Raw genomic sequence first — 16,295 nt, forward strand, 5'->3', positions numbered from 1 at the left:
AGCCCAACCCCGGGCGCGCTTCTTGCGAATCCTGGGTTTCCCGGTCTCAAAGGAGCGAACGATGAAGCGATTCAATCAGTCACGCTGGATGCGCGGTGTGGCGGGAGCCGCGATGGCGCTCGCGCTAGGCGTCGGCACAGTCGGTTACGCCGCCGCGCAGAGCAACGACAGCGCCATGGCGCCCACGGGCATGCCCGCGGTCAAACAGGCAGGATCCATCGATTACGTCACGGGCGGCGTCGGTCTCGACGAGTCGCACGCGTTGAAGGCAGCGGCACCGCATTGGCCGCTCGAATTGCTCTTCGCCGGTCCGGGCTCGGACTATCTGTCGGACGTTCACGTGAACGTGACCGGAGGAGGCGGAAGCGTCTTCCAGGCGACGGCCGACGGACCCTATATGCTCGTCAAGTTGCCGCCGGGCGACTATGTGGTTCATGCGAGCTATAAGGGCGAAGAGAAGACCCAGTCGATCAAGGTGGGTGCTGCGCATCAGAAGGCTTCGTTCCGCTGGAGCACCCAGTGACGAGGGTGTCGTGGATCGAGCGGTAAGGATTGCAACGGGTCGGCAGGAATGCCGGCCCGTTTTTGCTTGTTCGGCGGCCTGAACGGTGACTTGAACGGCGGCTGAAGCGGCAGCTTATGCAGCGCAGCCCGATTCCGCCGTTGACGGTTCGGACGCTTCGCGACGCTGGCGCACGTCGATACCGTGCTTGATTGCGGTCATCTCCGACAGGATGGAGACGGCAATTTCCGGCGGTGTGCGCGCACCGATATACATGCCCACGGGTCCGTGCAGGCGCTGCAGTTCGGCGTCGGTCACATCGAACAGCTTGAGCCGTTCCTTGCGCTTCGCCTGATTGGCGCGCGAGCCGATGGCGCCGACATAGAAGGCCGGCGTCTTGAGCGCTTCCATGAGCGCCATGTCGTCAAGCTTCGGATCGTGCGTGAGCGCGACGATTGCCGTATGCGCATCGACGCCGATATTCAACACGACGTCGTCGGGCATCTCTCGCGTGAAATCCACGCCTTCGATATCCCACTCCTGAGCATATTCTTCGCGCGGATCGCAGACGATCACGCGATAGTCGAGCGCCTGAGCAAATTGTGCGACGTAGCGTGACAGTTGCCCCGCGCCAATCAGGATCAGCCGGTAGCGCGAGCCGAACGTGGACACCAGCGAGGCGCCGTCAAACTCGAGTTCGGGGCGGTGCGAGCCCGGCGAAATGCTGACCTCACCCGAGGCGAGATCCAGTTTTCGAACGACAAGCCGGTGGCGCTCGATGGCGTCGAGCAATGGACGGATTTGCGATCGTGTGGTGACCGGCTCGAGCACGAGCTCAAGCGTTCCGCCACAAGGCAGGCCAAAGCGATGGGCTTCCTCGGCGCTCACGCCATAGGTCGTAACCTGTGGCAGCGACGGCGCGTCGGGCGGAAAGAGCTGACCGTCGCGCGCGCGGTCGATCAGATCGTCTTCGATGCACCCGCCCGACACCGACCCGTGGACGTGACCATCGTCGCGCACGGCCAGCAGCGACCCGACCGGGCGCGGTGCCGAGCCCCAAGTGCGCACGACGCACGCAAGCGTGACGCGCCGCCCGTCTTCGAACCAACGGGCCGCACTTTTGAGTACTTCGAGATCGACGCTATCCATAGATTGCCTGTCACTGCCGGATTGACGGCGATTTGCCGCCGGGAAAACGCGTATTGGAAACAATGTGCAGGCCACGATACGGCAAACGACACGGGCCCGCAGGACCTCCTTGAGAGGTTTTGTGCCATTCCGTACCTCGCACCGCATTTCGCGCGCCTGTCCCGCGCTGACCCAATCAGGTCAACGCGTGCCCGGCCGGCGCGGCCAGGTATCCGACAGCGCGATGGCGCGGATGCGATGCATCAAAAAAGTATAGGGGCACGCCTCCCGTTCTGCCTCCCTCGAAAACGCTGATGACCGGATAGCCGCGCCAATCGCGGTTTTGCGCGCATCAGGGTAACCGTATATGTGCGCGTCCGTGACACACGCTGACCCGTGTCCTAAGCTGGATTGAGCGTGCCGGCCTCCTGGCTGGCTTCGTGCGTTCGCCTTCCGATTATTTCAAATTGCTTTCAATTGCGAAAGCGGGGATGGGGGACGCGCGGTCGCAGAGAAGGATCACCTTCCGTCCGATGGAGACAAACGTCATGACCGTGTCCGTAACGCTGACCGTCAATGGTCAGTCGCATACCGTCGAGATCCCCCCCGAAACCCTGCTGGTGGAATTGCTGCGCAATCGTCTTGAGCTGACGGGCACGCATATCGGTTGCGACACGTCGCAATGCGGCGCATGCACGATTCACCTCGACGGGCAGGCCGTCAAATCGTGCGCGATGCTTGCCGTGCAGGCGGCGGGCCGCTCGATTACGACCATCGAAGGTCTCGCTGCGCCTGATGGCACGTTGCACCCGATGCAGGCTGCATTCCGCGAGAAGCATGGGCTGCAATGCGGCTTCTGTACGCCGGGCATGGTCATGTCGGCGTGCGAGCTGGCCAGCCGACCCGGTCCGTTGAGCGATGACGAGATTCGCCACGCACTCGACGGCAATTTGTGTCGCTGTACGGGCTATCACAACATCGTCGCGGCGGTGCGAACGGGCCTGGCGGCCATGCAGGGCACCGGCCAGACACAAGCGCCTTCAACGCAGTCGTCGGATGCCGCGACGAGGGCATCGGCCACGGTCTAGCACCGGGGCACCACGGAGCCACCGAATCGCTTCGTGCGCCGCAGCGCCGCCACACGCATGGCAACACCCCTTGAGGCCGATCGCGTGTGACCGGCATTCCGATCGCGGATGCTGCGCCGACCGATTTCCCATCGACCTGATACCTGATAGCCGGAGTTCAGTCATGACCGATCTTTCTGCCGGACGCGGCCCGCTGGGCGCGCCCATGCCGCGTCGCGAAGACTATCGCTTCCTCACGGGCAGCGGCCGCTACACCGACGACGTCAATATCTCTCAGCAGACGTACGCATATTTCCTGCGCTCGCCCTACGCCCACGCGAAGATCCTGGCTTACCGGACCGACGCTGCCAAAGCATCGAAGGGCGTCATTGCGATTTTCACGGGCGAAGACATCAAGGCGGCGGGCATCGGCGGCTTGCCGTGCGGTTGGTTGATCACCGATGTCGACGGCCAGCCCATGAAGGAGCCGCCGCATCCTGTGCTGGCGATCGACAAGGTGCGTTACGTGGGCGACCACGTTGCGCTGGTCGTCGCCGACACCTATGAACATGCCCGCGACGCCGCCGAATTGATCGATATCGACTACGAGCCACTCGACGCGGTGGTGCGTCCCGACGATGCGCTCAAGCCCGGCGCACCGGTGGTCCACGATGCCGCGCCCGACAATACGTCGTTCGTCTGGGCACTCGGCGACAAAGCGGCAGTGGATGCGGCGTTTGCCAAAGCCGCCCATGTGACGACGCTCGAGTACGTCAACAATCGTTTGATTCCGAATGCCATCGAGCCGCGTGCCGCGGTCGCGCAGTATTCGCGTGCCGACGACAGTTACACGGTCTATGTCTCGAATCAGAATCCTCATCTCGAGCGTTTGCTGATGTCCGCGTTCGTGCTCAATCTGCCTGAGCACAAGGTGCGCGTGGTCGCGCCCGATGTCGGTGGCGGGTTTGGCTCGAAGATTTATATCTATGCCGAAGAGGCCGCGATCGTCTGGGCCAGCAAGAAAATCAATCGCGCGATCAAATGGACGGCCGATCGATCGGAAGCCTTCCTGTCCGATGCGCATGGGCGCGATCACATCTCGAAGGCCGAACTCGCGATGGATGCCGAAGGTCATTTCCTGGCCTTGCGCGTCGACACGAAAGCGGCGCTCGGCGCGTATATGTCGACGTTTTCGTCATGCGTGCCGACGATCCTTTACGGCACCTTGCTCGCGGGGCAATACAAGACACCCGCGATTCATGTGACCGTGACGGCCGTCTTCACCAATACGGCGCCTGTCGATGCCTATCGCGGTGCGGGGCGTCCTGAAGCGACCTATCTGATCGAACGTATCGTCGAGACCGCCGCGCGCGAACTCAAGCTCGATCCCGTTGAAATCCGGCGTCGCAACTTCGTGACGGAATTCCCGTATCAGACACCGGTCGCGCTGGCTTACGACACGGGCGACTATGCCGCGAGCCTCGACAAGGCCTTGCAGATCGCGGATGTGGCCGGCTTTGCGGCCCGGCGTAGCGAGGCCAAAGCGCGGGGCAAGCTCAGGGGCATCGGATATTCGTGCTACATCGAGGCGTGCGGACTCGCCCCGTCGAATATTGCCGGGGCGCTCGGCGCGCGCGCGGGTCTGTATGAAGCGGGGCAAGTCCGCGTGCATCCGACCGGCAAGGTGACCGTGTTCACGGGCTCGCACAGCCACGGGCAAGGTCATGAAACAACCTTCGCTCAAGTCGTCGCCGACCGGCTCGGCATCCCGTTCGACGATGTCGAGATCGTGCACGGCGATACCGCGCGCATTCCGTTCGGCATGGGCACGTATGGATCGCGTTCGCTGGCTGTGGGCGGCTCGGCCATCATCCGCGCAATCGACAAGATCGTCGAAAAGGGACGCAAGATTGCAGCACACGTGCTCGAAGCCTCGGTGTCCGATATCGAGTTCAGTGCCGGCGCCTTCCGCGTCGCAGGAACGGACAAGAACATTCCGTTCGCGCAAATGGCGCTGACCGCTTACGTTCCGCACAACTACCCGCTCGACAAACTTGAACCCGGGCTCGACGAAACCGCGTTTTACGATCCGCCGAACTTCACGTTCCCGGCCGGCTGTCATATCTGCGAGGTCGAAGTCGATCCCGAAACGGGTGAGACACAGATCATTGCGATGACTGCCGTCGACGACTTCGGCAACATCATCAATCCGATGATCGTCGAGGGACAGGTGCATGGCGGCCTCGCGCAGGGCATCGGGCAGGCTTTGCTCGAAGGGTGCGTCTACGATCGCGAGAGCGGTCAGCTCCTGACGGGCTCGTATATGGACTATGCGATGCCGCGTGCAGCCGATCTGCCGAACTTCAAGGTCGGTACGACGTGCACACCGTGTACGCATAACCCGCTCGGCGTCAAAGGATGCGGCGAAGCCGGCGCGATCGGTTCGACGCCAGCGGTGATCAATGCGATCACCGATGCGATCGGCGTGCGCGACATCGCGATGCCGGCAACTCCAGAACGTGTGTGGCGCGCGCTGCAAGGCGCGCAGTCCGCCTGATCCGTCAGCGTGAATCTGATCCAGGAGCGATGATGAAAACCTTCGTCTACCACCGTCCGACCGCGCTCGCCGATGCCGTGAAACTCACGGCACAACCCGGTGCGGATATTCGTGTGCTTGCAGGCGGCCAAAGCCTGTTGCCGGCGATGAAACTGCGCCTTTCCCAGCCGACCGATGTGATCGATCTCGCGGGCCTTGCCGATCTGAACGGCATTCGCGTTGAGGGCAATACATTGAAGATCGGTGCGATGACCACGCATGCGACCGTCGGCGCATCGGCCGACGTGCGGCGCGTGTTTCCCGCGCTCGCTGAACTCGCAGGCAATATCGGCGACCGGCAGGTGCGCAATCGCGGCACGATCGGTGGTTCGCTTGCTAACGATGACCCGGCGGCGTGCTATCCGGCGGCGGTGCTCGGCTCGGGTGCGACCGTGCACACCGATCGGCGTTCGATTCCGGCCGATGCATTTTTCCTTGGCCTGTTCGAGACGGCCCTTGAGCCCGGAGAGCTGATCACCTCCGTCGACTTCCCCGTGCAGCAACGTGCGGCCTATGTCAGGCAAAGGCAGAAGGCGTCGCACTTCGCGCTCGTGGCAGTGTTCGTCGGGGCCGGCGCTGACGGCGGCGTGCGAGTCGCAGTCACAGGTGCCGGACAAAGTGGTGTGTTTCGGGTGCGTGAGTTTGAAGACGCACTGGCAAAACGCTTCGAACCCGGCGCGCTCGACGGGCTCGGCGTCGACGCCGATGCACTGATGACGGATATCCACGCGAGCGCGGAATATCGGGCGCATCTGATCCAGGTGCTCGCCAAACGCGCGGTGGCGCAGGCTATCGAGCGGGGCAATGGATGAGTGGGGGGGCGAAACGGGCACGCTTGCATCGATCACTTCGACCTTCTCGATGACCACGCAGACCGGATGGCCCGAATTTCGCGCTACATCACAGGCTGATGAGCAGTCCGGCACGCAGACGGGGGGACGTTCCGCAACATGAGTTTCGAATCGATCGAGGGCGTGCAGGACTGTCTTGCGCAGGCGCAGTACGTCGCGAGCCGTGCGCTCGCGACGACGGTATTTCTTGCGATCCGGATGGGGCGGCCGTTGTTTCTCGAAGGCGAAGCAGGTGTGGGCAAGACCGAGGTCGCCAAGGTATTGGCCCTCGGTCTCGGGCGTGAACTGATTCGTCTGCAGTGCTATGACGGCCTCGACGCAGCGAGCGCTGCGTATGAATGGAATTTCCCGAAACAGATGCTTGAAATCCGCGCTGCGCAGGCGGCGAGCGATATCAATCCGGCCGCCGGGTCGACCCACGCACTCGATCTGTACGACAACCGCTTTCTGCTCAAACGCCCTCTGCTGCGTGCACTCGAACCTCATGCGGGTGGCCCGCCCGTGTTGCTCATCGACGAGCTTGATCGTGCCGACGAGCCATTCGAAGCCTACTTGCTCGAGGTGTTGTCCGATTTCCAGATCTCGATTCCGGAGCTCGGCGTCATCAAGGCGACGCAGCCACCGATCGTTGTGATCACCTCGAACCGCACGCGCGAGATTCACGATGCGATCAAGCGGCGCTGCCTGTATTTCTGGGTCGACTATCCCGACGCTGCACGTGAGCTTGAAATCGTGCGGCGCAAGGCGCCCGAAGCATCCGAAGATTTGTCGCGGCAGGTCGTTGCATTTGTGCAGAAGCTGCGGCGCGGCGATCTGTTCAAGGCGCCCGGCATCGCCGAGACGCTCGACTGGACGCGCGCGCTGACGACGCTTGACGCGCTGTCGCTCGATCCGCAGGTCGTCGACGATACGCTCGGCGCCTTGCTCAAGTACCAGGACGATCTCGCACGCGTGCAGGGTGCGACCGCGGCCGCGTTAATCGCCGAGATACGCGCCGAGGCGGGAACGTGAAGCAACGCACGATGCAAACGCAGATGCAAGCGCAGACACCACCTCTGCCTCCGATCCTCGAAGGCGGCCATGGGCGTCTTGCCGAGAACGTCGTGCATTTCACGCGCGTGCTGCGTGTCGCAGGTCTGCCGGTCGGGCCAGCACAGATGCTCGATGCACTCACGGCCGCACGCATGGTGGGGGTGCAGCGGCGCGAAGACTGGCAAGCGGCGATGGCCGCGGTGCTGGTCAAACGTCGAGAGCACCGCGAGATTTTCGATCAGGCGTTCGCCGCGTTCTGGCGCGACCCCGATCTGCTTGCGAAGATCCTCGCCGCGATGCTGCCGAAAACGCAGGGGCGTGTCGAGCCCAAGGGCCTATCGCCACGCGTCGCGCACGCGTTGTCTTCGCCGCGTCGCGGCGAACATCCTCCGCGCGATCGCGATCAGGAACCCGAACTCACGGCGTTCGGCGCGTCGACCGCGGAACAACTCCATCACACCGACTTCGAGAAGATGACCCCCGACGAATGGAACGCGGTCGCGCGTCTGCTCGAAACGTTGTCGATGCATATCGAGCCGCGCGAAACGCGTCGTTATGCAGCAGCGTCGCACGGCACCATCGATCCTCGCGCGACCCTGCGCGCCGCTTCACGCGCAGGCGGCGAAACGGTGGCGCTGCGTTTTCGCAAGCGCAAGTCAGCGCCGCCGCCGCTCGTCGTGCTGTGCGATATCTCGGGATCGATGCAGCGGTACTCGCGAATGATGCTGCACTGGCTGCATGGGCTGATTCAACGCGAACCGGTCTCGGTGTTTCTGTTTGGCACGCGCCTCACGCCCGTGACGCGCTTGCTTCGCACACGCGATGTCGATGTCGCACTCGGCGCCGTGTCCAAAGGGGTCTCGGACTGGTCGGGCGGAACGCGCATTGCCGCCGCGCTCGAGCGATTCAACCGCGACTGGTCACGTCGCCTTCTCGCGCGCAATGCGGTCGTGCTGCTCGTAACGGATGGGCTCGAAGCGGATGACGACGACGGCGACACGAACACCGACGATCGCCGATCGGGGCCTGGCACCGACGTCGCGAGCAATGATCGTCGGTCAGACACTCGCACGTTGACCGGTGCACTTGCAGGCGGAACGCATCTGCGCGTCGTTCGCGCTTCATCGATCGAGCGCCTCGGCGCCGCTGCCGAGCGACTCTCGAAGAGTTGTCGCGAGCTGATCTGGCTGAACCCTTTGTTGCGCTATGACGGCTTCGAGCCCAAGGCGGCCGGCGTGCGCGCGTTGATGCCGCACGTGGATCGCCATATTCCCGTTCACAACCTCGCCGCGTATGCACAGCTTGCGCAGGCGCTTCAGGAGACGACGCGATGGAGATGAGCCAGTCACAAGTGCTGCGCGTGTCGCAACAGACCGCGTGGGAAGCGCTCAACGATCCCGAGGTATTGCGTCACTGCATTCCCGGTTGCGAGTCGATCGAGCCGACGGGCGCAAACGAATTTGCCGTGGCGATGGTGGCCGCGATCGGTCCGGTGAAGGCACGGTTCCAGGGCAAGCTGCAGATTGAAGAACCCGTGCCGCCGCGTGCGTATAAGCTCGCGTTCAACGGACAGGGCGGCGTTGCGGGGTTCGGCAAGGGAACGGCCGAAGTGACCTTGACGCCGTCGACTGTCGATGGGGCCGATGCGGGGGAGGGCACCGCGACGAACGCCGGGGGGCCGAGCCCGTTCACGCGGCTCGACTATGCGGTTCACGCGCAAGTCGGCGGCAAGATCGCCCAGATCGGCTCGCGGCTTATCGACGGCGCCGCACGCAGGCTCGCAGCCGAGTTCTTTACGGCGTTCGATACGCTGATCCGGGAACGCTACCCCGATGAGGTCGCGGCCGCATCGGCAGCCGATCCCTCAGCGTCCGACCCCTCCTCGCACGCGTAGCGCGGCTGAATTGCGGAACATGTCGAACAGGGCGTCGATATAGACGCCCGCGTCCTTGCCCAGATCGATGTGGTCGGGCGACAGCAGCCAGTCGGCGAGCATGCCGTTGAGAAAACCATGCAGCATGACCGCCGCTTGCCGGGTGTCGAGATCTGCCGGCAATTGCCCTTTGGCGCTCGCATTACGCAGACCCGCCGCCATCTTCTCGCGCGCATCCCGCATTGCGTCCGTATGGCGCGACAGCACCGCGCCCATCTCCTCGGTGAACTCACACTTGAAATACAGGATGTCGAGCACCCGCGCGCGTTGCGGGTTGGTCGCCGTGCCTTCGAAGATCAGCATCAGCAACTCGCGGATGCGAGCAAGCGGGTCCGGCTCGTTGGTGTCGATCGTCGCCTCGATCAGCTCCTCGAAAGGGGTTTTGACACGGGCGAACATCGCCTCGAACAGGTCCGATTTGTTGCGAAAATGCCAGTAGATTGCACCACGTGTGACGCCCGCTGCCTCGGCAATATCTGTCAAAGAGGTGCGTGAGACGCCCTTGTCAAAGAAAACCTGCTCCGCGGTGTCCAGGATTCGGCTACGTGTTTCCTGCGCTTCTTCTTTGGTTCGACGTGCCATTTTTCTCCCTGTGGCCGGCTATTCGACCTAATTGTTCTTCGAACCCGAAAGCTTAGTAATATTCGGATAGATACATACATCCGTGATTGTATCTATAATGCGAATCTTGAAAAATCTGCCCTGGCAGGAATTTCACGCAAACATTTGCTTTTTGCGCGGTAATATCACACCCATTTTTCCCGGAACTGCAACACGGGAAAGGCGGCGAGACCTGCGCGTGAGCACTCACTGCGCTGCCGGAAAGAACGCAAAACCGGACGGATCGCCTCACGAAGGCGTCTCAGTCCGAAGATCAATTCTCAGTTAATAGAGGTCGTTCATGCACGTCGATCGGGTATCTGCACGATTTTTCGGTGTTACGGGCACCGCGGCTGCAGTGCTGGCAGTGTTCGCACTGTCCGCCTGCGGGAAGAAGGAAGGGCCGCCGCCGCCCCAGACACCGGAAGTCGGGGTGATCACGGTGCAGCCGCAACCGGTCGAGGTCGTCGCCGACCTGCCGGGTCGTACCAATGCCTATCTCGTCGCGCAGGTGCGTGCACGGGTCGACGGCATCGTGCTGCGCCGCGAATTCGTTGAAGGCGCCGAGGTCAAGGCTGGCCAGCGTCTGTACAAGATTGATCCGGCGCCGTATCAGGCGTCGCTCGACAGCGCGAAGGCCACGCTGGCGCGCGCCGAAGCGAACGTCGTGTCGGTGAAGGCCCAGGCCGAACGCTATAAGGTCCTCGTCCAGCAAAACGCGGTCAGCAAGCAGGACTACGACAACGCCGTGGCCTCGCAAGGCCAGGCCGAAGCCGATGTCGGCTCGGGCAAGGCATCGGTGCAGACGGCATCGATCAACCTCGGCTATACCGACGTCGTTTCGCCGATCACCGGCATTGTCGGCATCTCGCAAGTCACGCCGGGCGCCTATGTGCAGGCAAGCCAGGCGACGCTGATGGCCACGATCCAGCAGCTCGATCCGATCTACGTCGACGTCGTCGAGTCGACGACCGACCTGCTCAAGCTGCGCCGCGCGGTGGCAAACGGCCAGGTCGAGTCGGCCAATTCGCATGCCGCGAAGGTCAGCCTGACGCTCGAAGACGGCACGAAGTACGCCCAGCAAGGCAAGCTCGAATTCTCCGATGTCACCGTCGACCAGACGACGGGCACGGTCACGCTGCGCGCGCTGTTCCCGAACCCGAATCACACGCTGCTGCCGGGCATGTTCGTGCACGCCAAGCTCGCTCAAGGCGTGAACTCGAAGGCGATGCTCGTGCCGGAAGTCGGCATCACGCATACGCCGAAGGGTGATCCGGTCGCGCTGATCGTCGACGCACAGGGCAAGGTCGAGCCGCGTCCGCTCAAGGTGGCGGGCACGCAAGGTCCGAACTGGATCGTCGAAAGCGGCCTGAACCCGGGCGACAAGGTCATCGTGCAGGGCACGCTGAAGGTGCAGCCGGGCATGACGGTCAAGACGATCGAGGCGCAACTGCCGCCGGCCGCAGCCGCCGGTGAAGAAGCCGCAGCGGCCAGCGCCGCCGGTGTGACCGGTACCGACCAGAACGTGAACCACGGTGCAAGCGGTGCGTCGTCGGGCGCGCCGGCCAGCGGCGTCGCAGCGGCATCGGCAGGTAATGCTTCGAGCGCCCAGGCGCAGTAATCAGGAGCCCGTCTCATGGCAAAGTTTTTTATCGATCGCCCGATCTTTGCTTGGGTGATCGCGATCGTCCTGATGCTTGCTGGTGCGCTCTCCATTGGGCGCCTGCCGGTCGAGCAGTATCCGACGATCGCTCCGCCGTCGATCCAGATCAGCGCCAGCTACGCCGGTGCCAGCGCCAGCACGGTGGAAAACACCGTCACGCAGGTCATCGAGCAGCAGATGAACGGGATCGACCATCTGATGTACATGAGCTCGACTTCGGACGACTCGGGTACAGCCACGATCACGCTGACGTTTGCCGCGGGTACCAACCCGGACATCGCGCAGGTGCAGGTGCAGAACAAGCTGTCGCTCGCGACGCCGCTGCTGCCGACCGAAGTCCAGCAGCAGGGCATCAAGGTCACGAAGTCGAGCAGCAGCTTCCTGCTCGTGCTCGCGTTCGTGTCCGACGACGGCAGCATGACCCGCACTGACCTCGCAAACTACGTCGCGTCGCACATCCAGGATCCGATCAGCCGTGTGAACGGCGTGGGTACGGTGACGGTGTTCGGCTCGCAGTACGCGATGCGCGTGTGGCTCGATCCGATCAAGCTCAATAACTATGGGCTGACGCCGGTCGATGTGACCAACGCGCTGAGCGGCCAGAACGTGCAGGTGCCGGCCGGCCAGCTCGGCGGCACGCCGCCGGTGCCGGGCCAGATGCTGACTGCAACGATCACCGAAGCGACCCTGCTGCGCACGCCGGAGGAATTCGGCAACGTGCTGCTCAAGGTCAATGCGGACGGATCGCAGGTCCGCATCAAGAACGTCGCCCGCGTGAGCCTGGGTCAGGAAACGTACGTCTTCGATACGAAGTACAACGGCAAGCCGGCCGCCGGTTTCGGTATCCAGCTCGCGACGGGCGCCAACGCGCTCGCGACAGCGAAGGCCGTGCGCGACCGCATCAACGATCTCCAGAAGAACTTCCCGCACGGGCTGGTCGTCAAGTACCCGTACGACACGACGCCGTTCGTGCGCCTGTCGATCGAGGAAGTGGTCAAGACGCTGTTCGAAGGGATCGTGCTCGTGTTCCTCGTGATGTATCTGTTCCTGCAGAACCTGCGGGCAACGATCATCCCGACGATCGCGGTGCCAGTGGTGCTGTTGGGCACCTTCGCGGTCATGGCCGCGGTGGGCTTCTCGATCAATACACTGTCGATGTTCGGGCTCGTGCTCGCGATCGGGCTATTGGTCGACGATGCGATCGTGGTGGTGGAAAACGTCGAGCGGGTCATGGCCGAGGAGGGGTTATCGCCAAGGGATGCGACCCGCAAGGCGATGGACCAGATCACCGGTGCACTGGTCGGTGTGGCGCTCGTGCTGTCGGCCGTGTTCGTGCCGATGGCGTTCTCGAGCGGCTCGGTCGGCGCGATCTATCGACAGTTCTCGCTGACGATCGTGGCGGCGATGGTGCTGTCCGTGCTCGTCGCGTTGATTCTGACGCCGGCACTCTGCGCGACGATCCTCAAGCCCATCGAGAAGGGTCATCACGAGAAGACGACAGGCTTCTTCGGCTGGTTCAACCGGACTTTCGAGCGCAGCCGCAACAAGTATCACGACGGCGTGCACCACGTGATTCGCCGCTCGGGTCGCTGGCTGATCATTTACGCGGTGCTCGTGGTGGCCGTGGGGCTGCTGTTCGTGCGCATGCCGACGTCGTTCCTGCCTGACGAAGACCAGGGCACGATGTTCGTGCTGATCCAGACGCCGCCGGGTGCGACGCAGGAGCGCACGCAGCGCGCGCTCGACCAGGTCAACAATTACCTGCTCAACGACGAAGGCAGCATCGTCGAGTCGGTGTTCGAAGTGAACGGCTTCAACTTCGCGGGCCGCGGCCAGAACTCGGGTCTGCTGTTCGTGCGGATGAAGGACTGGTCGGTGCGGACACACGAGAACCAGAAGATTCCGGCACTCGTGGGTCGGTTGTTCATGCACTTCGCGAGCTACAAGGACGGCATGATCATCCCGATCAACCCGCCGCCGATTCCTGAGCTCGGTACCGCCGCCGGCTTTGACTTCGAACTGCAGGATCGCACGGGTGCGGGTCACGCGGCATTGATGAACGCGCGTAACCAGTTGCTCGGCATGGCCGCGAAGGACCCGGATCTGGCGCTCGTGCGTCCGAACGGCCTGAGCGACCAGCCGTCGTACCAGGTGACTGTCGACCGCGAGAAGGCCAGCGCGCTCGGTCTCAAGACCACCGATGTCGATCAGACTTTCTCGATCGCATGGGCGTCGGCGTACGTGAACAACTTCCTTGATACCGATAACCGGATCAAGCGCGTCTACGTGCAGGGCGACACGTCGTTCCGGATGAACCCGGAAGACGTCGGTCACTGGTACGTGCGCAATGCGTCGGGCACGATGGTTCCGTTCACTTCGTTCACGACGGGTCAATGGACGTATTCGTCGCCGAAGCTTGAGCGCTACAACGGTATCTCGGCGGTCGAAATCCAGGGTGCGGCAGCGCCGGGCAAGAGCACGGGTGCCGCCATCGCAGCGATGGAGCGGCTCGCCGCCAAGCTGCCGCCGGGCTATGGCTTCGAATGGACAGGCCTGTCGCTGCAGGAAAAGATCTCGGGCTCGCAAGCGCCTGCGCTCTACGCGATCTCGATTCTCGTCGTGTTCCTGAGCCTGGCCGCGCTCTATGAGAGCTGGTCGATTCCGTTCGCCGTGATTATGGTGGTGCCGCTCGGTATTCTCGGCGCGCTGCTCGCGGCGACCGGCCGCGGCCTCGCGAACGACGTGTACTTCCAGGTCGGCCTGCTGACCACGGTGGGTCTGTCGGCGAAGAACGCGATTCTGATCGTCGAGTTCGCGAAGGACCTTCAGCAGAACGAGGGCATGAGCGCGTTCGACGCGGCGACCGAAGCAGCACGACTGCGTTTGCGACCGATTCTGATGACGTCTCTCGCGTTCATTCTCGGCGTGCTGCCGCTCGCGGTGTCCAACGGTGCAGGCTCGGGCAGCCAGCACGCGATCGGCACGGGCGTGATCGGCGGGATGCTGAGCGCGACGTTCCTCGCGATCTTCATGATCCCGATGTTCTTCGTCGTGATTCGCGATCGGTTCAGCAAGGGCAAGGGGGCAGCGGGTACTGGCCAGGCTGTGCCCGTGACCGCGCCGGAGCAAGGACACTGATATGAAAAAGACAAGCAAGCGTCATTTGCCGGGTATTGCGCTCAAGGCGTCGTCGCTCGCCGCGCTCGCGCTGTGCGCGGCCTGCACGATGATCCCGCACTACGACCGGCCCGACGGATCAGTCGCCGGCACGTACCCGACGGCAGGCGATGCCGCGAAGGCGATGGGCAACAGCACGTCGGGCATCCCCGCGGCGTCGGATATCGGCTGGCGTAATTTCTTCACCGATCCGCGGCTGCAGAAGCTGATCGAGCTGTCGCTCAAGAACAATCGCGACCTGCGCGCTGCTGCGTTCCAGGTCGATGAGCTGCGCGGCCAGTATCAGATCCAGCGCGCCGCGCTGATGCCCGAGATCGATCTCCAGGGCACGGGCACGCGTCAGTCGGTGCCGCCGGCGCTGTCGCAGTCGGGCACGCGCTATGGCTCCGTGTATCAGGTCAACTTCACGGAATCGCAGTGGGAACTCGATTTCTGGGGCCGCATCCGCAGCCTGTCGCAGGCTGCGTTGCAGACCTACTTCGCGACGGCCGAAGCGCGCAAGGCGACCGAGATCCTGCTCGTATCGCAAGTGGCCGATCAGTATCTGACGCTGCTCGCGTATGACGACGAACTCAAGGTCACCAACGACACGTTGGCGACCGCGACCGAGTCGTACCGCCTCGCGAAGCTGCAGTTCGACGTCGGCACGGGCTCGGAACTCGACTTGCGCCAGGCGGAAGGCGTTGTGGAAACCGCGAAGGCCAACCTGCAGACGCAGGTGCGCCTGCGCCAGCAAGCGATCAACAACCTCGTGCTGCTGGTGGGTGAGCCGCTGCCCGACGATCTGCCTGCGGGAACGACGCTCGGCGAGCAGAAGCTGATGACGGATATCCCGGCGGGGCTGCCTTCGGATCTGCTCACACGTCGTCCGGACATCATGGAAGCCGAGGCCAAGCTGAAGTCGGCCAACGCGAATATCGGTGCGGCGCGTGCGGCATTCTTCCCGAAGGTCACGCTGACGAGCAACGCGGGCACGATCAGCCCGACGCTCGGCAGCCTGTTCAAGGCCGGGTCGGGTCAGTGGGCATTCACGCCGAGCATCTCGTTGCCGATCTTTGATGGCGGTGCGAATATCGCCGGCCTGGCAGTCGTCAACGCCGACAAGAAGATCGCGGTCGCGCAGTACGAAAAGGCGGTGCAATCGGCCTTTACGGAAGTCGCGAACGGCCTGGCCGGACGTGGCACGTATGACGCGCAGATCGAGGCGCAAACGCGCTTCACCGCCACGACGCAACGCCGGCTCGATCTGTCGAACCTGCGTTACAAGAGCGGTGTCGACAGCTACCTCAACGTGCTGACGGCGCAGAACGATCTGTATCAGGCTCAGCTGTCGCTGATCACCGCGCAGCTGGCTCGCCAGACGAATCTCGTCGATTTGTACGAGGCGCTTGGCGGTGGCTGGATCGAGCATACCGGCGACACGCCGCGTCCGTCGGATGTCGAGTATTCGATCGAACCGGCTGCGCCGGCCGCTCCGGCTTCGGCTACGACGGCGGGCTGACGCTACGCGTAAAGACGAGCGAACGGCGGGGTATGGCTTCGTCGTTCGCAGACACGCCCCAGATGCTGGACAGTAGTCCAGTTTCTGGGGCGATTTATTTTCCGGGTCTGATCTCGGGCCTGAACTCGCACTTCAACGAGTAGAATTTTTTCGCGTACGGTCGGGCGGGAGCATCGGGTGATGCGCCGGTTGCGTGCCGGGGCGGCGCTGTTGACGGTGCGGGCGCACGCCATATTCGATCCGCC

Annotated in this window: 12 protein-coding genes; 10 read left to right on the plus strand and 2 right to left on the minus strand. The window is 63.3% G+C overall.

Annotation, left to right across the window (positions count from 1 at the left end):
* The first annotated feature begins 61 nt into the window (after positions 1 to 61).
* A complete protein-coding gene (locus tag ACMFWR_RS04390) occupies positions 62 to 523 on the plus strand; it encodes a carboxypeptidase regulatory-like domain-containing protein (protein WP_413193798.1) in 462 nt (153 codons plus the stop codon).
* A gap of 114 nt (positions 524 to 637) precedes the next feature.
* Here the strand turns inward: ACMFWR_RS04390 and ACMFWR_RS04395 are convergent, their stop codons facing one another.
* Positions 638 to 1,651 (minus strand): XdhC family protein, encoded by a 1,014-nt coding sequence (locus ACMFWR_RS04395; protein ID WP_413193799.1) that lies wholly within the window; start codon positions 1,649 to 1,651, stop codon positions 638 to 640.
* Positions 1,652 to 2,178: 527 nt separating this feature from the next.
* Here ACMFWR_RS04395 and ACMFWR_RS04400 point away from each other — a divergent pair.
* From ACMFWR_RS04400 to ACMFWR_RS04425, 6 genes are all read left to right on the plus strand, one after another.
* Positions 2,179 to 2,718, plus strand: a complete 540-nt coding sequence (locus tag ACMFWR_RS04400) for a (2Fe-2S)-binding protein (RefSeq protein WP_413193800.1) — start codon at positions 2,179 to 2,181, stop codon at positions 2,716 to 2,718.
* A gap of 163 nt (positions 2,719 to 2,881) precedes the next feature.
* Positions 2,882 to 5,254: a xanthine dehydrogenase family protein molybdopterin-binding subunit gene (locus tag ACMFWR_RS04405; RefSeq protein WP_413193801.1), complete on the plus strand. Its 2,373-nt coding sequence runs from the start codon at positions 2,882 to 2,884 to the stop codon at positions 5,252 to 5,254.
* A gap of 32 nt (positions 5,255 to 5,286) precedes the next feature.
* Positions 5,287 to 6,105: an FAD binding domain-containing protein gene (locus tag ACMFWR_RS04410; RefSeq protein WP_413194783.1), complete on the plus strand. Its 819-nt coding sequence runs from the start codon at positions 5,287 to 5,289 to the stop codon at positions 6,103 to 6,105.
* A gap of 138 nt (positions 6,106 to 6,243) precedes the next feature.
* On the plus strand, positions 6,244 to 7,155 hold the full coding sequence (locus ACMFWR_RS04415; RefSeq protein WP_413193802.1) for an AAA family ATPase: 912 nt from the start codon (positions 6,244 to 6,246) through the stop codon (positions 7,153 to 7,155).
* Positions 7,152 to 8,516 carry a vWA domain-containing protein gene (locus tag ACMFWR_RS04420; RefSeq protein ID WP_413193803.1) on the plus strand — a complete coding sequence of 455 codons (1,365 nt, stop codon included), beginning with the start codon at positions 7,152 to 7,154 and terminating at the stop codon, positions 8,514 to 8,516. The genes ACMFWR_RS04415 and ACMFWR_RS04420 overlap by 4 nt, the downstream gene beginning before the upstream one ends.
* A complete protein-coding gene (locus ACMFWR_RS04425; RefSeq protein ID WP_413193804.1) occupies positions 8,513 to 9,070 on the plus strand; it encodes a CoxG family protein in 558 nt (185 codons plus the stop codon). Before ACMFWR_RS04420 ends, ACMFWR_RS04425 begins: the two co-directional genes overlap by 4 nt.
* Here ACMFWR_RS04425 and ACMFWR_RS04430 read toward each other — a convergent pair.
* Entirely contained in the window at positions 9,041 to 9,691 is a 651-nt protein-coding gene (locus tag ACMFWR_RS04430; RefSeq protein ID WP_413193805.1) for a TetR family transcriptional regulator, read from the minus strand. The two genes, ACMFWR_RS04425 and ACMFWR_RS04430, sit on opposite strands and share 30 nt — an antisense overlap.
* A gap of 319 nt (positions 9,692 to 10,010) precedes the next feature.
* On the opposite strand from ACMFWR_RS04430, the gene ACMFWR_RS04435 reads away from it, so the two are divergent.
* Genes ACMFWR_RS04435 through ACMFWR_RS04445 form a run of 3 tightly spaced genes read left to right on the plus strand, consistent with a single transcriptional unit; the run spans position 10,011 to position 16,050 of the window.
* On the plus strand, positions 10,011 to 11,330 hold the full coding sequence (locus ACMFWR_RS04435) for an efflux RND transporter periplasmic adaptor subunit (protein ID WP_413193806.1): 1,320 nt from the start codon (positions 10,011 to 10,013) through the stop codon (positions 11,328 to 11,330).
* A 15-nt stretch (positions 11,331 to 11,345) separates the two neighbouring features.
* Entirely contained in the window at positions 11,346 to 14,510 is a 3,165-nt protein-coding gene (locus ACMFWR_RS04440) for an efflux RND transporter permease subunit (RefSeq protein WP_413193807.1), read from the plus strand.
* A 1-nt stretch (position 14,511) separates the two neighbouring features.
* The gene (locus ACMFWR_RS04445) at positions 14,512 to 16,050 is read left to right on the plus strand and encodes an efflux transporter outer membrane subunit (protein ID WP_413193808.1); all 1,539 of its coding nucleotides are present in this window, start codon (positions 14,512 to 14,514) and stop codon (positions 16,048 to 16,050) included.
* The last annotated feature ends 245 nt before the right edge of the window (positions 16,051 to 16,295 follow it).

This window comes from Pararobbsia alpina (assembly GCF_965118125.1).
GTDB lineage: Bacteria > Pseudomonadota > Gammaproteobacteria > Burkholderiales > Burkholderiaceae > Pararobbsia > Pararobbsia alpina_A.